The following is a 20,703-nucleotide window of genomic DNA, read 5'->3' on the forward strand; positions in this document are numbered from 1 at the left end:
GGGCATGGAGCGCGTCGCGGGAGGTGACGCGTGAGCTTCGGTTTCCCGTGGGGGCTGCTGGCGCTGGGTGCGCTCGTGCCGCTGGTGGCGGCGTATTTCCTGCGGCGCCGGCAGAAGCCGGTGGTGGTGAGCGCGCTCTTCCTGTGGCGCAGACCCAGTCCCCGCGCCGAGGCGGGGCCTCGCTGGGAGCGCTTCACGCGGGAGGCGTCGCTGCTGCTGGAGGTGCTGGCGGTGGTGGCCGCCGCGCTCTTCCTGGCGGACGTCCGGTGGGGAGATTCGGCGCGGGTCCGGCACCTGGTGCTGGTGGTGGATGGGAGTCTGTCCATGTCCGCGCGCGGGCCGGACGGTGTGTCGGTGTTGGAGCAGGTGCGGCGCGAGGCGGCGGCGCGCGTGGAGTCGGAGGAGGCGACGCAGGTGACGCTGCTGGCCAGTGGCGGCACGCCGCGCATGCTCGCGGGGCCGGAGGTGGAGCCTTCTCGGGCGTTGGCCGCGCTGGAGTCCTTCCAGGCGCAGGGCGCGGACCATGACCCGATGCCCACGCTCATCTGGGCGCAGGAACTGGCGGGGGCGGGACGGCGCGTGGCCTTCTTCACGGATGTTCCTCCGGTGAACGCGGCCCTGGTGCCCGCATCCGTGCGGTGGACGGCGCTGGGGACCGCGCGAGGCAACGTGGCGCTGGTCTCCGCGCAGCGGCGTGATGAGGGGCCCACTGCCACGGTGACGCTGAGGGTGGCGCGTTTCGGGGAGGCGCCGGAGGAGGTGGACGTTCGGGTCCGCGCGTTGCCAGGGGCCGGTGCGAAGGCCGGCACGGAGCGGGTGGAACGCGTGCAGCTTCCGGAGGAGGGCACCGCGACGGTCCGGTTGACGTTCCAGGAAGCGGGCGATGTGGAGGTGTCGCTCCCAGACGACGCGTTGCCCGAGGACGGCCAGGTGCGGCTGCCGCCCGCGCCCATGCGGCCCATCGCGGTGGCGTTGGCGCAGGGACTGGGCGCTCCCGAGCAGACCGCACTGGAGCGGTTCCTCGCGGTATCGCCGGAGGTGGCGCGCGGAGCGGAGGGCTCGGAGACGGACGCGGTGTTGGTGCTGGGCCCGCCGGGGACGGATGCGCGGGTGACGGTGGGGGCGGGCGGCGCGCCGCGCACCTTCGTGGGGCCGTTCTTCTCCGAGAAGGGGCACCCGCTGCTGGATGACGTGCAGCTTTCGGGCGTGCGGTGGACGGCAGGGGACAATCCGCCTGGAAAGCCATTGGTGAGCGCCGGGGACGCGGTGCTGGTGTCCGAGGAGGCGGACGGCCGGGTTCACGTCAACGTGGACCTGTCGCGTTCGAACGTGCAGCGCGTGTCCGCGTGGCCGGTGCTGCTGAGCAATCTGGTGCGAGAGGCCCGCCGCACGCGGGAGGGGTTTCCTCGGCGGCAGCTGATGCTGGGCGAGCCGCTGCCAGTGGTGACGCTCGCAGGTGCGCGTTACACGCTCGTGGGGCCGGGTGGCAGCCGGCCGGTGTTTGGCGCGGGCGAGGTGTCGCTGTCTCCTCCCACCGGGCCGGGGGCCTATTCGCTGGAGCGTGGCGGCGACGTGGTGGACACGGCGCAGGTGCTGGCGCTGGACGCCCGGGAGTCGGACCTGCGTGAGCGCGGACGCGCGGAGGTGCCGGCACGTGAGGCCGGCGACGACGACGCGGGAGGCAGCGCGCCGGGCCGGGCCCGATGGCCTCTGGTTCTTCTGCTCGCCGCACTGGTGGCGGACTTCTACCTCACGCGGCGAGAGACGCCGGGCGCCTCAGGGGCGAGTGCGCCAAGTACCGGGGGCGCGTCATGAGCGCGTCGGAATCGCAAAGCACGGGCCGCGTTACCAGCAGGACGGCAGGTGCCGTGAATATCCGGGCGTTCAGCCGCTCCCACTTCAAGGCTTCATGGCTGCTCATCGGTGGTGCCTGGGTCGCCGCATGCTCCAGTCCGAACCCGAACGTGAGGGCCCGTCGGTTGCCCTCTGGCGGCATCGCGGTGAAGGGGCCCCTGGCAGGGCCTTTCGAGACCGAGCAGGAGCTTGCGCAGAACGCATGTTCCATCATGACCCGTCAGCCCGGCGCATCCGCGGGGATGTACGGTACGGAGTACTGCGCTCTCGGGTACGACTCAGGCGAGGGAAAGGGATACTTCCTGAGCTACTTGTCCGAGTTGAGGTCACGCTTGGACAGTGGAAGGAAGAGCTGCCTGATTCCGTCGGCGCTCGACGATGAAGCGCATGGTGATGCGGTGGTCTTCTGGGCGCCGCACACGCATCCGCACAATCGCGAGTTCTCGCGAGTCGACCTCAAGACGCATCTGCGCTGGCTGCCGACGCGCGTGGCGGAGAAGGGCACGGGCAGGGTCTTTCCCAAGTCCATCCTGCTCCTCTACCGGGAGAAGACAGGCGAGTGCCGGGTGTATCGGTATGAGCTTCCGTCAAAAGGTGTCTTCTCGCTCCGCGACGGAGCGTGGGTGCCGATTGGCCGAGTCTACGATGACGAAGGAAACGTCGAGATGCTCGACGGGATGGGGTGGCTGCCATGAGGTGCTGTCACGATGGGGGAACCTCTCTGCGACGGGCGTTGGCCTGGGTCCCACTCCTGGGCCTCTGTGGATGTTCCGCGCTGGGCATCTACCGATTCGACAAGCCGGAGCGAGCCCCTGCGAATGAGTCGGTGACGATTCCGAGCCAGATTGAGGGGGGCGTGGCGCTGACCGGACCCATGATGGCGGCCCTCAAGGTCGCCATGGATGATTTTCGTCCACCCTGGGTTACGGCGGAGAAGCAGGAGCACCTGGAGGAGAAGTGCCTCGCGGATTGGCGATACATCGACGCTCGTGTGGTCCAGGCGAATGACGACCTGTTCTATGTGACGTTCTCCCCCAACTTGAGCGCGTGTGGCCCTGGCCTCGTTCTTCTCGACGGTGGCGTCGTCTACGCTATCGATGGGAAGGGCCGCATCCTCGCGGAAGGAGAGTGACGGTCGCATGACCTTCTCCCTCCCGCAGGCGTGGGTGCTGCTGCTGCCGTTGGGCCTCTTCCTCTGGAAGTACGGCCGCCGGCCGGGCCCGCCCATGTGGCTGCGCGCCGCGCTGCTGGTGCTCGTCGTCGGCGCGCTCTCGGGCCCCGAGCTGCGCTGGGCCGATGCCGGCAGTGACGTCGTCGTGGTGGTGGACCGCTCCGCGTCCATGCCTCGCGACGTGGACCGCACGGCCCAGGAACTCATCACCCTCCTGGAGTCGCAGCGCCGTCCCGGGGACCGCGTGGGGGTCATCACCTTCGGCCGGGAAGCGCGCGTCGAGCAGCCCCTCTCCTCGCTCGGAGGCTTTGGCGGTTTCACACGCCCCGTGGACGCGGAGGCTTCCGACCTGTCCGCCGCGTTGGATGCCGCGAGCGCCCTCATCCCCGACGAGCGCACCGGCCGCGTGCTGGTGCTGTCCGATGGCCGCGCCACGGGCGTGGATGCGCGCGGCGCCGCGCGGCGACTGGCGGCCCGAGGCCTCGCGGTGGACTGGCGCCACATCGCTCGCCCCGAACCGCCGCTCGATGTGGCCGTCGTCTCCGTGGACGTCCCCGCCGCCGTTTCCGAGCGTGAGCCCTTCCAGTTCTCCGCCGTGGTGCATGCCTCCGCCGCCGTCACCGGCACCGTGCGCCTGGAGCGAAATGGCCGCGTGCTCCTCCAGGGCCCCTTCGACTTCCAGCCGGGCCCCAACGTGCTGCCGCTGCGCGACCTGGTCGAGGAGCCCGGCCTGGTCCGTTACCGGCTCTCCGTGGCCGCTCCCGGCGACGGCGTCGTGGAGAACGACCAGGGCGTCGCCGTGCTGCGCGTGGAGGGCCCGCCCCGGGTGTTGCTGCTCACGAACCAGTCCCGGGGCACGCTCGCGCAGTCGCTCGCCGCTTCGGGGTTGCAACTCGATGTGCGCACGCCGTTCCGCCTCACGTTGGATGACCTGGACGGCGTGGGCACCGTGGTGCTGGAGAACGTGGACGCCAATGCGCTCGGCGAGCCGGGGCTCAACGCGCTGGCGGCCTATGTCGAGCAGGCCGGAGGCGGGCTGGTGATGACCGGCGGACGCAACAGCTTCGGCGAGGGCGGCTTCCGTCGCTCGCCCGTGGAGCCGCTGCTCCCAGTGTCCCTGGAGATGCGCGAGGAGCAGCGCCGCGCGTCCCTGGCGCTGAGCGTGTTGATGGATGCCTCCTGCTCCATGGGGATGACCGTCCCGGATGGGCGGACGAAGATGGAGCTGGCCGCCGAGGGCGTCGTGGCCGCCCTGACGCTGCTCAACCCCAAGGACGAGGTCTCCGTGCACATGGTGGACACGGCGGCCCATGAAATCTTCCCGCTCAGCCCGGTGGAGGCGGGGTTGCCTCTGGATGCCGTTGCGCGCGGATTCAGCGGTGGGGGTGGCATCTACGTGGGCGAGGCGCTCCGCGCCGGCCGCACGGAAATCCTCCGCAGCGAGAAGCCCACGCGCCACGTCCTCCTGTTCTCCGACGCAGCGGACTCCGAGGAGCCCGACGACTACCAGCGCACGCTGGCCCACTTGCGCGAGCAGGAGGTGACGGTGTCCGTCATCGGGCTGGGCGTGCCCTCGGACCCGGACGCGGACCTGCTCCGGGAAGTGGCCCACCGGGGCGGTGGGCGCGTCTACTTCGCCGAGGACGCGATGAGCCTGCCGCGCATCTTCAGCCAGGAGACGCTCACGGTGGCGCGCGCCACCTTCGTGGATGAGCCCGCGTCGCTGGAAGGCGCGCCGGACCTGCCGCTGCTCGGCCGGCTGTCCGCGGAGGGGCTGCCCCAGGTGGGCGGCTACAACCTCACCTACCTCAAGCCCCGCGCCAACGTGGCGCTGCGCACCCTGGACACGAATGGCGCGCCCATCCTGGCGATGTGGCCGCGAGGCGCGGGACGCACGGTGGCCTTCACCGCGGAGGTGGACGGGCCGTACACCGGCGAGCTGCGAACGTGGTCCTCCCTGCGCGCGGCCCTGGAGGGGATGGTGCGCTGGACGCTGGCGGGCGCGGCGCCCGTCGGGGACGCGGTGGTGCGGACCGAGCGGAGGGGGCACCTGCTGCGAGTGACGCTGGACCTGCCTCCCGGCGAGGCGCTGCCCGGCGCGGCACCGACGATGGTGCTCTTGCCCGGCGACGGACGCGCCGCGCCGGTGGAGCGTCCGATGCGGTGGGAGGATGAAGACCGGCTCGTCGCCGAGTACCCGCTGGAGGGCAGTGGAACGTGGCACCCGGTGGTACGGCTGGGCGCGAAGGTGCTCCGCGCGCCGCCCGTCACGCTGCCCTACGCGCCGGAGTTCGAGCCCGGCTCCACGAAGGCGGGACTGGAGCTGCTGCGCGCCATCGCGGCGGTAGGAGGCGGCGTGGAGCGCTTGTCCATGACGGGCCTCTTCATGGAGGCCCCGGAGTCGCTGGGCCGCGTGGCCCTGGCGCCGTGGCTGGTGGCCCTGGCGCTGGCTCTGCTGCTGGCGGAGGTGGCCGTGCGCCGCTTCCTCTCCGCGCCACGGCTGCGTGCGCCGCGGACCCGCGAGCGCTCCGTGTCCATCCCCGCGACACCCACGGCGCCGTCGTCCACTCCGGCAACACGGACAACCCCGACGTCAGCTCCGCAGGCCCGCGAGGGCGACGCGGCGCCGGTGCCAGCGAAGCCAGCCGAGGGCAGCGTGGACTCCGCGCTGGATGCCGCGCGAGCCCGGGCCCGCCGGCGGCTGGACCGTTGAGACGAAGGCGTTGGTGGAGGTGCGGGCCGCCCCGGACAGGAAGGGGCTGGCACGGAGGAGGGCGACTGTCCGCGGTGGGTACGAGTCGCCCCGAACGAGATGGGGGGATCGGAGATGTGGGGCGACCCGCGCCCTGTGAGACTCACAGGGCGAATGAGTGGATACACGAACAGTGTACACTTTGCAACACGGGCCTAAAATTATCCGTGAGCGGAATGTGGTGCGGTAGCGCACGTCCTGGTCGGCCCGGGGTGTTGGGCACCCGACAGGGCAGAAGGTGCTCGACCTGTCCACTGGCGGCTACGAGAACCACTGGTCGCGCAACCTGCTGGCCAATACGGCCTGAAGGAAGAGGGGCGCCGCGTCACCCGAGGTGGGTGCGCAGTTCCTGCTCCAGCTTGGCGCGAGGCTGGGCGCCCAGCAGTTGCCGCACCACCTTGCCCTCCTTGAAGAGCAGCAGCGCCGGGACGGAGCGGATGCCATAGCGCATGGCGGACTCCGGATGGTCGTCCACGTCCAGGCGGGTCACCTTCAGCCGGCCCCGGAAATCGGCGGCAATCGCGTCGAGCACGGGGGCGAGCGCACGGCACGGCGGGCACCAGGCAGCGGTGAAGTCCACCAGCACGGGCTCGGATGACTCCAGCACCTCCCGTTGAAAGTGCGCGTCGTCCAGCGAGATGACGTTCGTCGTCATGGCGTGTCCTCCTCGTTCGGCCGGGCGCGTGGCCCTGCCTGGGTGTGGACACAGGTGTAGTGGCCTCTACGGGAACGGACGAGCGCCCGCGAGGGAACGCAGTGTTGCGCGAGGTCCCTTACCGGCTCCGGGAGGACGTGGGCTCGGTGGCGTCGTCCCAGGGGAGCGAGGCGCCGCGTTCACTCAACAACGCCAGGAAGGCGCGCACCTTGGGCGGGAGCTGTCGCCTGCTGGGATAGACGGCGAAGACAGGGATGCCCGGCGGCGTCTCGGCTTCCAGCACCGGAACGAGGAGCCCGCCGCGCACGTCCTCGGCGACGAGCGAGGCAGGAAGCCGCACCACGCCCAGGCCCGCGCGCGCGGCCGCTTGTCCCGCGCGCACGCTGGGAACGCGCAGCCGTCCCGTCACCGGCAGGCTCTTCGCGCCGCGGCCCTCGCCGAAGAACCAGACCTCGTCGGTGCCGGGCGTGGCGAGCACGACGCAGGCATGACCTTGCAGCTCCGCCGAGGTCCGGGGTGCCCCTTGCCTCGCGAGATAGGCGGGGCTGGCGTAGTAGCCGGTGCGAAGGCGCCCGAGCCTTCGGGCCACCATGGCGGAGTCCGCGAGCGGGCCGGTCCGCAGCGCCACGTCGTACTCCTCGGAGATGAGGTCCACGTGCGCTTCGGCGAGTGAGACTTCCACGCGGAGCAGGGGATTGCGCAACAGCAGCTCGGCGATGAGCGGTGTCAGCAGCTCGCCCAGCAGTGAGAGCGTGGCGATGCGCAAGGTGCCCTGCGGCGTGACGCGCGACTCGCCGAGCGCGCGATTCACCTCGCGAGCCTCCGCCACCAGCCGCGCGCAGTGGGCGTGGTAGTCGCGGCCCACCTCCGTCAGCCGGAGCCCGCGCGTATTGCGCTCGATGAGCCGGACGCCGAACCGCTCTTCCAATGCCGCGAGGCGGCGGCTCACCGTGGATTTGCGCAGCCCCAGCCGCTCCGCCGCGGCGGTGATGCCACCGGTCGCCACCACCTCGGTGAAGAGGAGCATGTCATCCAGGAGGGGCGGGCTTGTGGGCACGCGGTCAGCCTACGGACGGGCAGGGCGCTCAGGGCGCCAGGGTGGAGATGCACGGGGCCTGTCTGTCTCCGGCGTCGTCTGCCGCCCTTCGCCAGCGAGGAAGTGCCTCATGGCGGGTACGCTACTCCCGGCGCCCGCGCGCTGTCTGTGTAGCCTGGGTGACGGATTCAGCAGGACATTAATAATCCGTTAGGCATTAAAGATAAGAAATTCTTGAATAATGTTTCACGCGGCTGGAGCCTCGGACTCCCCCAGGCCGTGTCCGGTGGACGGTGAGCGCCGCTCTCCGGGTTCGCGGCCCATCCCCCCGAGGACGCGATGAAGACGCGATTGTGGTTGCTCCTGGTGCCCGCGTTGGTGGCGGCCGGCTGTGGTCCCATCGACGAGGCAGATGAGCCCGTCATCGATGAGTTGACTGGCCAGGTGCTGCTGGAGGCCACCACGAAGTACGACATGCACCGGCTGCTGGAGGACACCGACATCACCGGCGGCCAGTGGATTACCACCGCGCAGGTGCAGGCCTTCCTCCAGCAGAACAACTCGTTCCTGGCGAACTACCGGGACCCGGCCTTCAGCAACAAGACGGCCGCCGCGCTCATCGTCGAGCGCTCCAAGGCCTTTGGCATCAGCCCGCTGTACATGCTGGCCCGCATCCAGGTGGAGTCCAGCCTCATCCAGAGCGGCAACTCCAACAACCTGGCCAAGGCCACCGGCTGTGGCTGTCCGGACACCAGCGGCTGTGACGCGCAATACGTGGGCTTCGGCAAGCAGATTGACTGCTCCGCCAAGAAGCTGCGCGGCTACCTGACGGACCTGGACGCGGGCCGTGCCACCATCTCCGGCTGGCGCGTGGGTGTGACGAAGTCCACGTCGGACCCGTGCTCGGTGCGTCCCGCCAACAAGGCGACGGCGGCGCTCTACACGTACACGCCCTGGGTGGGCGCGTACGCCCTCCAGTGTGGCCGCACCAACGTGGGCGGCTCGTCGCTGGTGTCCGTCGTCTACCACCGCTACGAGTCGGCGTATGCGTGGGGCTCCGCCTCCGGCTGCTACTCCGAGACGGCCGACACCACCGTGCCGGAGCTCGGCTGCGTGCAGAGCTCGTCGGATGCCATGTGGCGGCAGTGCCAGTCGGGCGCCTTCACCGCGGGCAGCACCACCAAGCCCACGAACTGCACCGCGTCCTATGGCTGGTGCTCCTCCGCCACGCTGGGCCGCTCCGTGCCGCCGCGCACCTGCGTGCAGTCCACGGGCGACCAGCAGTGGCACCAGTGCGGCGCCAACAGCACGTGGCTGAGCGCGCCGAGCGCGCCCATTTCCGGCGCGGGCCCCGCGGGCTCGTGCTTCGCGATGTACGGCCTCTAGTCGTCGAAGCGGCGGCTCCCGCCCGGAAGGACGGGAGCCCGCCGTGTCCCAGCGAGCCTCAGTACTGGTTGGTCCAGATGAGGTCCAACCCGCCCGAGCGCGCGTCGCCGTACTGGCCCTCCAGGCTCCAGCGCGTGCCCAGCTGGTACTCGAAGCGCACCGCGTTGGCGTTCTCTCCCTGCTGGAGGTTGGCGCCCACGCGGCCGGTGTAGCCGACGTAGATTTTGTCCGTCACGTAGGTGCCGACTTCCAGCTTGGTGCCCGCGATGCCGGAGTCCCCCGCCTCGATGGAGACCACGTCCAGGGGCAGCTTCGCGGCCAGGGCCTTGCGGGCCTCGTTGGCCACCAGCGAGCCCACCACGGACGCGGCCTGCGCGCTGGCGTTCATGGAGGCACCGGAGCTGCGCTCCAGCGTGCGTCGGCCCGTCGCCAGCAGCGTGTAGATTTCCGACTCCGGCAGCGGCGGGTCACTGGTGGGCTTGAGCGTGATTTCCCGCCCCTGGCCCCGGATGGTGACGAACACGGTGACCTTGGCGCTGTCGTTGCGGTGCTCGGCGGTGACGTTGATGTACGGCGCCATGGCCGGGCCGGTGAAGCGCACCTGGCTGTCGCGCTGGATGTCGAAGCGGCGGCCGAGCACGTCCACGCGTCCGCGCAGCACGCGCACTTCACCGAACAGGCGCGCCACGTCCGTGTATTCGACGCGAAAGTCATCCGACAGTCCCAGCTCCGCGTTGATGTCGGAGCCCTTCACCCAGAGGTTGCGGGGCGCATTCACATTCACCCAGAACACGATGGGGGGCGTGGCCGTTTCCTCGTCTTCCACCGCCACGCCCTCCGCCGGGGCCGCGCCTTCCGCGGGGGGCTCGTTGGGATTCGCCGGGGGCTGCGCCTGGGCCGCTTCCTTGCGCTTCTTGCGGTCCAGCGGCTCTCCGTTGCGTACCAGCACCACGTCACCGGGCCGCTCCAGCGCCTGCAGGTCCTTGCGCTTGGCTTCCGGCAGCTCGATGGTGGCCTCGGGGATGGTGACGTTGCGCAGGTTGACCAGTCGCTGGGACAGCGTGCCCTCCACCTTCGCGCGCAGGCTCACCAGCGCCATGAGCTGGTCGTCGACGATGATGGGGAAGTTGCGCATCACCAGCGGCGGGTCGGACGTCCCGGGGCTGGACAGCTCGTACTCATTCCGGGCGTTGAGCACCGCGGTCAGTGGCGAGTTGAGGTGCAGGGAGCCGTTGCCGGCCTTCGCCGACAGCGTCGTGACGGCGATGGATTCGCGGCTGGCCTTCAGGGCGAGCTGGATGTCGCGGTACTCGCCCAGGCCCATCAGCCCCAGCTTGCCGTCCTTCCACTCCACGCTGCCGTTGATGCGGGGCGCGCCCAACGTGCCGGCGACGCTGGCGTCCGCCTGGAGCACGCCGCCGATGCTGCGCAGCATCTCCACCGTGCCGGACAGGAAGGCCGGGTTGAAGTTGCGCGCCTTGAGCGCGACCTCCACCGGAGCGTTGTCTGTCTGGAGGCCCCGGTTGAGCGCGGGCAGTGACACGTCCAGGCCCAGGCCTCCGTTCACCAGCATGGTGCCGCCGCCCGGCTCGGTGAGCAGCAGGTCGAAGCGGGAGCGGGTGTCCCGGTACGTGTAGTTCAGGCGCACCTGGCCCAGCCCCGTGTTGCCCACGCCCAGGTCCTGCACGCCGGCGGTGAGCTCCACCTGCGGCGTGTCGAGCGTGCCCCGCGCGCCCAGCTCCATGGCCAGCACGCCCTGGATGCCCTGGGGCCGGCCGCCCTGCGGTGGCGGCGCGCCCTCCGCCACGGGCGACGCCGGGGTGGCCAGGCCGGGAAGCTCCTGGAGCGGCACCGGGCCCACGCGGCCGGTGATGTCGAAGGGGATGTAGCCGTAGACCTCGCGGTCCTGGAGCGCGCCCAGCGGGGCCGCCAGCGTGGCCGTGAGCTGCGCCAACGGTCCGTCCTGGCGCTGCGCGTTCAGCGTGAGCTTCACGTCCTTGTCGCCGCCCACGACGCTGAGCTGCCCGTTCATGGGTGGCAGCCCGTTCATCGTCACCGCGTTGGCCTGCACGCGCAGCGTCGCGTGGGGCACCAGGACCGAGCCCTCGAAGTCCAGGTGCGCCGTCACCGTGCCGCCCGGCCGCTGCACGCCGCTCATGCCTTCGAGCAGCGTGAGGGGCAACTGCGTCACGCGGGCCTCCACGCCCAGCGTCGTCGCCAGGAGCTCATCGGGCGTGGGCGGCTTCGCCAGCAGCCCGCCCACCGTGAAGGGCGTCCGCAGGGCCAGGTACATCTGCGAGCCCACACCCTCCACGTCCAGGCGCGCATCCAGCGTCTGGTCCTCGCGGTCGGACGCGGCGCGCAGCTGGAAGGCCAACGGCACGGGCAGCGAGAAGCCCGGCGGCGGCGTCTGGTAGCGCACGTCCTGCCCGCGCAGGGTGAAGTCCAGCAGGGGCTCACGCGCGGGGCCTTCCACGGTCAGCGTGCCGGCCAGCCGGCCGCTGGCGCTCTCGGGCTGGCCCGCGAGCTTCATGGCGCCGGCGATGTCCAGGTCCTCCAGATTCAGGCGCACGGACATCGCATCGCGCCGGCGCTTGAGCACGCCCTGCACCGGCACGTCAAACTCGGCGGCGAGCCGCGCCACGGGCAGGCTGGCCGCCAGTGTCCCGGTGGCGCGGTCCTTCACGTAGCGCGCCTTCAGCTTCGCCTGGAGCCCCTCGTAGCCGCGCGCGCTGCCGTCTTCCAGCCGCAGGTCGGTCTCCGCGTCGGGGCGCGCCATCGTCCCGCTGACGGCGGCGTGGCCTGTCAGCCTGCCCCCCAGGCCCAGCGACTCCGGGACGAAGGCCCTGGGCAGCCGCGACAAATCGAGCGCGCCCAGTTCCACGCGCGCGTTGACGCGCTGGCCGCGCATCGCGCCCTGTAGCGACAGCGTCTGCCCCTCCGACGCGAGCCGCAGCGGGGGCGCCACCTCGACGTTGCCTCCGCCGAAGCCCAGGTGCGTGGGCGCCTGGAGCGTCCAGGTGGCCTCCGGCCAGAACAGCGCCAGCTGCCGGATGGCCAGTCCCTGGCGATTGCCGTCCACCTGGCCACTGAGCGTGAGCCCCAGCTCCGCGTCTCCCGCCACGCGCACGCTGGCCTCCAGCGCACGGTCCTGCGTGGCCAGCGTGACGGCGACGTCGCGCAAGTCCCGTCCGCCCGCCTTCAGCCGGGACACCACCAGCGTGGCGTTGGACGTGAGGGGGTGGCTGACGTCCGGCATCTCCAGCTTCAGGGACACCTCCTGCGCCGCCACGTCGCCGTACCGCAGCGCCGCGAAGCCACCGTCGACCTTCACGGCGGGCGTGCGCAGCGGGCCCTTCACGGAGAAGTCCAACGTGCCGTTGCCCGCCATGGGGGCCACCACGCCCGGCATCAGCTTGGACAGCATCTGCGAGAGCAGGGCGAGGTTGCCGGCGGTGAGGCCGCCTTGCAGGTTCACCGACTCCGCGGTGCCGTCTCCCTTGGCCTGCAGGGCCACGCCCGGCGCGAGCATCCGCAGCCGCATCAGCGAATACCGGCCCTCCTTCGCGCTGGCCTCCAGCTCCACCGGACCCAGCGGCTGGCCCAGGTATTGGGAGGGGGACACGGTGAGCTTCACCTCGCCTTCCATCGACTCCAGGCTCGTGCCTCCGCCCTTCGCGTCCAGGTCCGCGGCGATGCGCGTCTTGGGGCCCTGCGCCATCAGCTCCGACAGGTCCACGTCGCGCGCCTTCACGGACAGGCCGTCGGTGCGCATCCGCTCCAAATCCATGCCGCCCTTCACGGACACGGAGGCGCTGGCGGCCTTCGCGGTGACGTCCACCCGCGCCGCGTCGCCGTCCAGTCCGGCGGAGCCCTCCGCGGACACCGGCACCCGCAAAGGCCAGTTGGGCACGAAGGCCCGCAGCAGGTCGGGCGGCGCGGATAGGCGCCGCAGCTCCAGTCCTGCTTGGAGCCGGCCCTCCGGCGCGCCCGGCGGCGTCTCTGGCGGGAGCTTCGCGCGGCCGCTGGCGTCCAACACCAGCCCCGCGGCCTCCAGGTCGACATCGCCTTCGAAGGCGCCCTCTTCGCCGCGGGCCTTCAGCGCCAGCCGCACGGGCCCAGGCACGGGACGGGCGAGGTTCGCGGTGGCGTCCAGGTTCGCGCCCACGCCCTGCGTCGCGGCGGCGTAGCGGGCCGAGCCCCGGGCATCCAGGTCCTCCAGCCGCACCTGCCGCTCACCGCCTTCGGGCACCGCCTGACGGAAGTCGACATAGCCGTCCTCGAGCACGAGCTCGTGCAAGTCCAGCGTCAGCGAGCCGCGGCCCTGGGAGGGCTCCTCGGGGCTGGGCGTGCGGGGCTCCAGCGCGCGCGTCAGGTTCAGTCCGCGCTCGTCCTGGGCCAGATACAGGCGCGGACGCTCGAGGCGCGCGGAGGGGAGGTTCACGTGCTGGCGCACCAGCCCCGCCAGCCGCGCGCGCACGTCCACCCGGGCAATCTCCGCCACCAGCTCGCCTTCGGGGTCATACAGCTTCACGTCCTCGAGGATGACGCCGCTCAGGGACAGGTCCAGGCGCCCCAGCTCCAGCCGGCCGGAGAGCTGCTCATGGGCCAGCGCGAGTCCCTTCTGGACGAGCCAGGCCTCTCCGCGCGACGTCGTGACGAAGACGAGCACGCCCGCGACGACGAGCACGATGAGGCCCACGAGGCCCAGCAGGCCCCACAGCACGCGGCGGCCCCAGCGCGCGGGCCGGCGGGGTGGGGGAGGCGCGGCGCTCGGGGCGGATTCCGTCAAAACGCCTCTCCAATCGACAGGTGCAGCGCGCACAGCCCGTCCGGAGCGCCCGCGAACGCGCCGCTGGGCGTCGTCGGGCCCGTGGGCCTCCACCGGCTTCCGATGCCGAAGCAGCCTCCGGCTTCGGGATAGATGTATCCCGGGGTGGAAACGGGCAATCCCCCGCCAATGTTCAACCGCCGGGCGATGTCCAGCCGGACGGGCCCGACGACCGTCAGATACCGCAGGCCCATGCCCACGGCGTGGTAGTGCTGGGGGCCGAAGAGCTTGGGCCGGTTCGCGTGGGAGAAGTCCTCGATGCCCACCAGGCCCGTGTCATAGAAGGCCGCCACCATCAGGCTCTCCGTGAACTGGTAGCGCATCTCCACCGAGGTCTCGAAGAGGCTGTTGCCACCCACGGGCACGGTGTCCCATTCCGCGTCCTGGACGACATCCGGGTTGCCGTCGCCGTCCACGTCCGCCGTGCGTTGCAGGGCGGCCAGGGGGGACAGGCGCTGGCCGTTGAAGCCGCGCATGAACGTGCCACCGCCCGAGAAGAAGCGGGTGACGATGGAGCTCTGGCTGCCGCCCGCGGGGTTCAGCGTGCCCGCGCGCACCTTCGCCGCCAGGATGAACCGCTTGTCCTCGCCGAACGAACGGTAGACGCGCAGGTCGGGCAGCAAGCGGACGTAGTTGAAGTCTCCCATGAGGGGCGTGCCTCCGCCCTTCTGGACGGAGAGGGAGATGTAGTAGCCGTCGCGTGGCTCGATGACGTCATCGCGCCGGTCCCAGGTGAAGGCCAGCTCCAGGAAGCTGAGCGCCACGTTGCACTGCGCCTGGCCCTCGCCGCAGCCCAGGACGATGGGCGGCACGCGGGAGTCGGCGCTGACGCGGCCGCTGAGCCGGTACACCTGGAGGTTGTACGACGGGAAGATGGAGAAGTCGGGGTGCGGCTGCCAGATGACACCCGTCTGGAGCCTGCCGCCCCAGAAGTCATAGGCCTGCTCCAGGCCCTTCTCCACGCTGAGCGAGTTCTGCGCCCGCAAGTCCCTGAAGAGGAAGCGGGGCTGCTCGTACTCGGCGGTGACGTCGAAGACGGGACCGTCCTTGTTGAAGTTGAGGACGTTGGGGATGAAGGCGTAGCCCAGCCGGCCGCGGACGGTGAAGCGGCGCAGGCCGCCGCCGAAGTTGCGGTGCGTCCACTCGCCCACCGCGCGGACCTCCTGCCGGGCCGCGTCCACGCCCAGGCCGCCGCCCAGCCGCACGGAGCGGAAGGGCGCCTCGCGCACGTCCACCACCACCGGCACCGTGCCGGATTCGCGGTCCGGCGCGCCGCGGTTCACCTTCACCGCGCCGAACACGCCCATGCGGAACACGCGCGCCTGCGCGTTGGCCAGCGCCGTCTCGCTGTACCAGTCCCCCTTCTTCAGCGCGCCCGTCACCTGCTCGATGATGCGGCGCGGAGGCACCTGGGGATTGGCGTCCGTGGCGACGAAGGTGTTGCCGAAGCGGTAGCGAATGCCGGGCCGGGTGCGCAATTCCACCACCGCCTGCCTCGTGTCCACGTCCACCCGGACCTCGCCGTCGACTTCGGCCTCGGCGTAGGCCAGCTCGCGCAGCCGCTCCTGGACGCGGACCTTCGCTTCCTCCCAGGACTCTTCCTTGAAGATGTCGCCTTCGCGCAGGGGCAGTCCATCCAGCACGTACTTGCGGTGCTCCTCGCGCACGTCCTCCGGCAGGGTGTCCAGGCCCGTCACCTGGATTTCGCTGATGCGGGTGGGTTCGCCCTCCTGCACGCTGATGTCGATGGCGACCTTGTCGTCACCGGCCGGCTTCACCTCGGCGTGGGTGACCTTCGCCTGGTAGAAGCCCTGGGCCTGGTAGTACCGCTCGATGCGGCGCAGGTCCGCCTGCCAGGCGTTGGCGTCGAAGTAGCTGGGGCCGCCAAAGGGCCAGAAGCCCCAGAAGGGCGTGGCGGTGGTGAGGATGCGGTCCTTGATGGCGCCCTCTCTCACCTGGTCCGTGCCCCGGATTTCCAGGTCGGTGACCTTGGGCCCCGAAGGGGGCGGCGCATTCGTGGTGGCGCAGGCCGCGGTGAGCAGCAGCGCGAGCGGAGTGGCAAGGCGGAGGTATCTGAGCAGGTCGGCGGCCACGGGGTGTTTCATAGCTGGAAGGCTCGCGGCCCCAACACTTCTTCCGTCCAGGATGGCAATGCTTTGTCGCATACCGGGACGTCGGGTCAAACCCCAGTGTCCGGTGCCGCGGAATGGCGCCTCGCGAAGACGTGCAAGCCGCTCCCACCTGGCCCAAGATGGGGGGTCATGGCCCAGTCCCGGCGAATCAGAAGCCTGGTGTTCTCCGTGCTCGCGGTATGCGCGTCCTCGTGTGGTGTCTCCGAGGACGAGGCGGTGCGCCCCAAGGAGGGCGAGAGCTTGTCGGACGCGCCCTACTGCGGCTCGTTCGGCTGCGTGAACCCGTACCAGTTCTGCGCGGAAATCTTCCTGGAGTTCGGCCGCTCGCCGCCCATCTGCGTCTTCGACGACATCTGCGAGCGGTTGGAGTGCGCCAACTCCAACCGCACCTGCGCCCTGTTCGACGGCTTCCCGGCCCAGGTGAAGTGCATCAAGCCGTGAGGCCGTCACGGTCGCGCGTGTCCGCTCGCTTCGGGGCCCCGGGCGGACGGTGTCTCAGCGCCGCGCGGACGCGGTGAGCCAGGCCAGCCGTTCAGCGGCCTCGCGCGTGCGCGAATCGGTGAGCAGGTCGCTCACGTTCTGCTCGATGCGGTAGGCCCAGTTCGAATCGCTCATGGAGCCGGGCAGGTTGATGCGGTCCCGGGTGCCGAGCACGTCCTGCCAGGGCAACACGCACAGGTCGCTGTTGGCGTTGAGCGCCGAGGCCAGCATGGCCCGGTGCACGTCCGGGGTGAACTCGCGGGTGATGGCCACGCCGTTGAGCTCCGGCCATGCGCGCGCCGCCGCATGCCGCTCGTGGTCGCCCGCGCCCTCCCACCACTCGGCCACCGTGTCCGTGTCATGCGTGCCGGTGGTGACCAGGGACACCGCCGGGAACTGGCGCGGGTCGCGGTAGTGGTTGTCGTCGCGCTCCCAGCGCATCACCCGGTAGCCGGGCAGCTGGAGCTCCGCGAGGATGTGGCGCACGAAGGGCGGAATCACGCCCAGGTCCTCGGCGACGATGCCAGCGCCCTCGGACAGCAGGCGGAAGGTCTTCTCGCCCAGGCGGCGGTGGCTCTCCTCGTCCGGCGGGATGAAGCGCCCGGTGGGCGTCTGCGCGTCGCGAATCCACTGCCGGAAGTACCCCACCGCGTGGTCCACGCGACGCAAGTCGTAGTAGCTGGCCGCCTTCTTCGCGCGCGTCTTCAGCCACGCGAAGTCGTCCTTCTCCATGGCCGCCAGGTCGAAGTAGGGCAGGCCCCAGTCCTGGCCCGTGGCGGAGAAGTCATCCGGAGGCACGCCCAGGCGGGCGTCGCGCCGCAGGATGTCCGGGTGCGCCCACACGTCCGCGCTGTCCTGCCCGATGATGAACGGCTCGTCGCCGCACAGGAGGACGTCCTTGGCGCGGGCCTGCGTCCGCACCTCGTTCCACTGCTGCTCGGCCACCCACTGGAGCCAGGCGTGGTAGCGCACGCGGCGCTCCAGCTCCCGGCCCTTCTGGGCCAGGGCCTCGGGCTGACGGGTGCGCAGCGGCTCCGGCCACTCCCACCACGGGCGGCGGTCCTCCTGCTCGCTGATGGCGGTGAAGAGCGCGTAGCTCTCCAGCCATTCGCCCTGGGCGTCGCGCCACTGGCGGAAGGCCTTCGCCCGCTCGGACTGAGGCGCCCAGTGCTGCGCTTCGAAGACGTCGAAGGCGCGCGCGAAGGCGGTGTCCTTGAGGGGGAAGACCAAATCGTAGCGCACGCGCGGCGCCGAGCGCGCCTCGGCCAGCTGGGCGCGCTGGGCGTCGGACAGGGCCGCCTCGCCGCCGGCCGCGGTGAACTCCGGCAGCCGCTGCAGGTCGATGAAGAGGGGATTGAGGCCGAAGGCCGAGCGCGTTGCGTAGGGGCTCGGGTCGCCCGGCGCGGTGGGCAGCAGCGGCAGCACCATCAGCATCCGCTGGCGGGCGGCCTTCATCCAGGTGAACAGTCCCTCCAGGGCACCGAAGTCACCGATGCCAAAGTCGGTCTGCGAGCGGAGGGAGAAGAGCGGGAGCAAGAGACCGGAGAGCCGGCCAGGGGTGGACATGGTGCGATGCAATCTGCCCCAGCCCCGCGCTGGTGGGAACTGCGGACGCTCTCCGAGTGTGTCTGGGTTCTTCGCTTTCCGGACGGAAGGGCCGTTAACATCCAGGTGTGAACTGGTTGCCGGAGTCTTTCTACGCCCGTCCCGCGCTGGTGGTCGCTCGGGAGCTGCTCGGCGCCTGGCTGGTGGTGGAGGAGGGCGGGCAGTGCCGGGTGGGCCGCATCGTGGAGACGGAGGCCTATGTCGGCGAGCATGACCTGGCGTGCCACGCGGCCAAGGGGCTCACCCCTCGCACCGAGGTCATGTTCGGACCGGCCGGCGTGGCGTACGTCTATCTGATTTATGGCATGCACCACTGTTTCAACGTGGTGACGGATGCCACGGGGGTGGGCGCGGCGGTGCTGGTGCGGGCGGTGGAGCCGGTGGAGGGCCTGCCCCCGGGGACGCGCACGGACGGGCCGGGCCGCCTGTGCAAGGCGCTGGGCCTCACCCGGGCGCACAACCGGCGGGGCCTGTGTACGCCCGCGCTGCACCTTCGACCCGGGACGCCTGTTCCCGAGTCAGCCGTGTCCCGGGGGCCTCGGATTGGCGTGGATTACGCCGGGACCTGGGCCGCCGAGCCCTTCCGGTTGTGGGTCCGGGACAGTCAACATGTCAGCAAGGGGCCGCCACCGGGGCGCCGCAAGCCCGCTTGACGGCGGGCTTCCTGGCTGGTTGGGTGCGCCCCGCCATGTCCGACGAGGCCGTCATGGGCGAGGACCGTCAGCTCCTCGCTCGCGCACAGGATGGGGATGTTTCCGCCTTCGAGGCCCTGGTGGATGCCCACCGGGACAAGGTGTATGGCCTGGCGCTCCGGATGACCCGTTCGGAGGCCGATGCGGCCGAAATCACCCAGGATACCTTCCTGTCCGCCTACCAACACCTGAAGGATTTCCGGGGGGATGCGGCCTTCGGTTCCTGGGTGCACCGCATCGCCGCCAACCATGCGCTCATGCGCCTGCGCCACCGCCGCGTGGCCCAGGCAGCCGAGCAGGAGCTCCAGGGCCCGGAGTTCACCGAGCGTGGCTCCCTGGCGGAGTATCCCCAGACGGATTGGAGCCGGGACGCCGAGGAGAAGGCCCTGGACGCCGAGCTGGGCTCCGCCATCCAGCAAGCCTCGGACCGCCTGCCCGAGGGGTACCGGGAGGTCTTCCTCTTGAAAGACGTGGAGGGCCTCAGTTACGAACAGATTGCAGAGGCGACGGGGGACTCCATCCCCGCCATCAAGAGCCGGTTGCACCGGGCACGGCTCGCGCTCCGTGAAGCCATCGACGCTTTCTACAACCGGGATAGCCGCGAGTTGTGAAACGCGACGAAGCGCTCGGCATCATCGAGAGGAACGAGGGCGCGCCGCAGCCAGCCGAGGTTCGGATGTACAACTGCAAAGATTCCATCAACCTCCTGCTGCAATTCCTCGACGGAGAGATGTCTCCCGAGGACACACAGCACCTACGTGAGCACCTGCGCGGATGCAGTCCCTGTGTGGACTTCCTGCGCACCTACCGGGCCACCCCCGGGCTGTGCAAGAAGGCGCTGGCGGCGAAGATGCCGAAGGAAGTCTCCGAGAAGCTCACCGAGTTCCTTCGCTCCAAAATCAAGTCCGCCTCGTGAACCTGAAGTCATTGTCGTTGCAGGAGCTGGAGGCCGCGCTCGCGCCGCTCTCCCCGTCGCCCGCCGCCGTCCGCAAGGTGTTCGCGGCCGTCTTCGCCCACGGCGCGCAGTCCGTGGAGGAGGTCGCTTCGGCCCGTCAGGTGCCGCGCCGCGTGGGAGACCACCTGCGTGCCCACGCAGAGATGCCGAAGCTGGCAATCGTCGAGCGCCGCCGCGCGGACGACGGCTTCGTGAAGTACCTCTTCGACTCGCCGCTGGGCGGACGTATCGAAGCGGTCCGCATCCCCATCTTCGATGAGAAGTACGTCATCTGCGTCTCCAGCCAGGTGGGCTGTGCGCTGGCGTGTGACTTCTGCATGACGGGGAAGTTGGGCTTCAAAAGGAACCTCCAGACCTGGGAGATATTGGACCAGGTGCTCCAGGTCCGGGAGGAAGCGGACCGGCCGGTGCGCGGCGTCGTCTTCATGGGGATGGGGGAGCCGCTGCTCAACTACAAGGAGACGCTGCGGGCCGCGGACATCCTGCGGCACCCGGCGGGGTTCTCCATCGCGGGCGAGGCGATTACCTTCTCCACGGCGGGCCATGTGCCGGCGATCCGCCGCTACGTGCGCGAAGGGCATCCGTACCGGCTGGCCTTCTCCGTGACGAGCGCCATCGCGGAGAAGCGAGCGAAGGTGCTGCCGATTGAGAAGACGCACCCGCTGCCGGAGCTCATCGCCGCCATCCGCGAATACAGCGAGGTGCGGCGCGAGCGGGCGATGATCGCCTATGTCGCCATCAGCGGCTTCAACATGGGCCGCGAGGACGCCGAGGCGCTGAAGGCCGCCTTCGAGGGCATCCGCATCAAGGTGGACCTCATCGACGTGACGGACCCGACTGGGAAGTACCTGCCGCCCACGCCCGAGGAGCTGAGCGCGTTCCGCGACCACCTCCAGATTCTCAAGTCGCCGGTGGCGCGTCGGTACTCCGGTGGCAAGGAGATTGGCGCGGCGTGTGGCACGCTGGCGGCCACGCAGTATGGCGGCACGGTGATGCCGCGGCCCGCCGAGGCGCCTCCGTCCACGACGCCATGACGCGGGCCCCGCGTGGGCCCCGGGGATGTTCACCGCTGGCGGGGCCAGGGCGGAAGCACCTTTCGCGTTGGCGGCTTCCGACTTAAATCCGACGGGGCACGACTCGCCGGAGGTCGCACG

Annotated in this window: 15 protein-coding genes; 10 read left to right on the forward strand and 5 right to left on the reverse strand. The window is 70.6% G+C overall.

All coding sequences use genetic code 11. The features are described 5' to 3' along the window. The first annotated feature begins 30 nt into the window (after positions 1-30). The 4 genes from BLU09_RS09490 (at position 31) to BLU09_RS09505 (ending at position 5,738) form a co-directional block, all read left to right on the forward strand. Positions 31-1,815: a vWA domain-containing protein gene (locus tag BLU09_RS09490; protein WP_090488419.1), complete on the forward strand. Its 1,785-nt coding sequence runs from the start codon at positions 31-33 to the stop codon at positions 1,813-1,815. Next, positions 1,812-2,549, forward strand: coding sequence for a hypothetical protein (locus BLU09_RS09495; RefSeq protein ID WP_244171575.1), 738 nt, complete (start codon positions 1,812-1,814; stop codon positions 2,547-2,549). The genes BLU09_RS09490 and BLU09_RS09495 overlap by 4 nt, the downstream gene beginning before the upstream one ends. A gap of 131 nt (positions 2,550-2,680) precedes the next feature. Next, entirely contained in the window at positions 2,681-2,986 is a 306-nt protein-coding gene (locus BLU09_RS09500; protein ID WP_225909555.1) for a hypothetical protein, read from the forward strand. A gap of 7 nt (positions 2,987-2,993) precedes the next feature. Next, a complete protein-coding gene (locus BLU09_RS09505; protein ID WP_090488422.1) occupies positions 2,994-5,738 on the forward strand; it encodes a VWA domain-containing protein in 2,745 nt (914 codons plus the stop codon). Positions 5,739-6,102: 364 nt separating this feature from the next. Here the strand turns inward: BLU09_RS09505 and trxA are convergent, their stop codons facing one another. Continuing rightward, positions 6,103-6,432, reverse strand: coding sequence for a thioredoxin (trxA, locus tag BLU09_RS09510; protein WP_090488423.1), 330 nt, complete (start codon positions 6,430-6,432; stop codon positions 6,103-6,105). A 118-nt stretch (positions 6,433-6,550) separates the two neighbouring features. Next, entirely contained in the window at positions 6,551-7,459 is a 909-nt protein-coding gene (locus BLU09_RS09515; RefSeq protein WP_186817745.1) for a LysR family transcriptional regulator, read from the reverse strand. Between the two features lie 348 nt (positions 7,460-7,807). On the opposite strand from BLU09_RS09515, the gene BLU09_RS09520 reads away from it, so the two are divergent. Continuing rightward, positions 7,808-8,854, forward strand: a complete 1,047-nt coding sequence (locus tag BLU09_RS09520; RefSeq protein ID WP_090488426.1) for a hypothetical protein — start codon at positions 7,808-7,810, stop codon at positions 8,852-8,854. A gap of 58 nt (positions 8,855-8,912) precedes the next feature. Here the strand turns inward: BLU09_RS09520 and BLU09_RS09525 are convergent, their stop codons facing one another. Both BLU09_RS09525 and BLU09_RS09530 read right to left on the reverse strand, forming a co-directional pair. Further along, entirely contained in the window at positions 8,913-13,646 is a 4,734-nt protein-coding gene (locus tag BLU09_RS09525; RefSeq protein WP_090488428.1) for a translocation/assembly module TamB, read from the reverse strand. Beyond that, positions 13,643-15,790 carry a BamA/TamA family outer membrane protein gene (locus BLU09_RS09530; protein ID WP_090488430.1) on the reverse strand — a complete coding sequence of 716 codons (2,148 nt, stop codon included), beginning with the start codon at positions 15,788-15,790 and terminating at the stop codon, positions 13,643-13,645. Before BLU09_RS09530 ends, BLU09_RS09525 begins: the two co-directional genes overlap by 4 nt. Before the next feature lie 156 nt (positions 15,791-15,946). Between BLU09_RS09530 and BLU09_RS09535 the strand changes: the two genes are divergently transcribed. Then, positions 15,947-16,258: a hypothetical protein gene (locus tag BLU09_RS09535; RefSeq protein WP_090488432.1), complete on the forward strand. Its 312-nt coding sequence runs from the start codon at positions 15,947-15,949 to the stop codon at positions 16,256-16,258. 54 nt (positions 16,259-16,312) lie between these two features. Here the strand turns inward: BLU09_RS09535 and BLU09_RS09540 are convergent, their stop codons facing one another. Beyond that, positions 16,313-17,863 (reverse strand): 4-alpha-glucanotransferase, encoded by a 1,551-nt coding sequence (locus BLU09_RS09540; protein WP_090488434.1) that lies wholly within the window; start codon positions 17,861-17,863, stop codon positions 16,313-16,315. Positions 17,864-17,970: 107 nt separating this feature from the next. Between BLU09_RS09540 and BLU09_RS09545 the strand changes: the two genes are divergently transcribed. Genes BLU09_RS09545 through BLU09_RS09560 form a run of 4 tightly spaced genes read left to right on the forward strand, consistent with a single transcriptional unit; the run spans position 17,971 to position 20,583 of the window. Continuing rightward, a complete protein-coding gene (locus BLU09_RS09545; protein ID WP_090488436.1) occupies positions 17,971-18,555 on the forward strand; it encodes a DNA-3-methyladenine glycosylase in 585 nt (194 codons plus the stop codon). 35 nt (positions 18,556-18,590) lie between these two features. After that, positions 18,591-19,205 carry an RNA polymerase sigma factor gene (locus BLU09_RS09550; RefSeq protein WP_090488437.1) on the forward strand — a complete coding sequence of 205 codons (615 nt, stop codon included), beginning with the start codon at positions 18,591-18,593 and terminating at the stop codon, positions 19,203-19,205. Continuing rightward, the gene (locus BLU09_RS09555; protein WP_225888203.1) at positions 19,202-19,510 is read left to right on the forward strand and encodes an anti-sigma factor family protein; all 309 of its coding nucleotides are present in this window, start codon (positions 19,202-19,204) and stop codon (positions 19,508-19,510) included. The genes BLU09_RS09550 and BLU09_RS09555 overlap by 4 nt, the downstream gene beginning before the upstream one ends. Next, on the forward strand, positions 19,507-20,583 hold the full coding sequence (locus tag BLU09_RS09560; protein WP_090488439.1) for a radical SAM protein: 1,077 nt from the start codon (positions 19,507-19,509) through the stop codon (positions 20,581-20,583). Before BLU09_RS09555 ends, BLU09_RS09560 begins: the two co-directional genes overlap by 4 nt. Positions 20,584-20,703: the final 120 nt, after the last annotated feature.

This window comes from Myxococcus virescens (assembly GCF_900101905.1).
Lineage (GTDB): Bacteria > Myxococcota > Myxococcia > Myxococcales > Myxococcaceae > Myxococcus > Myxococcus virescens.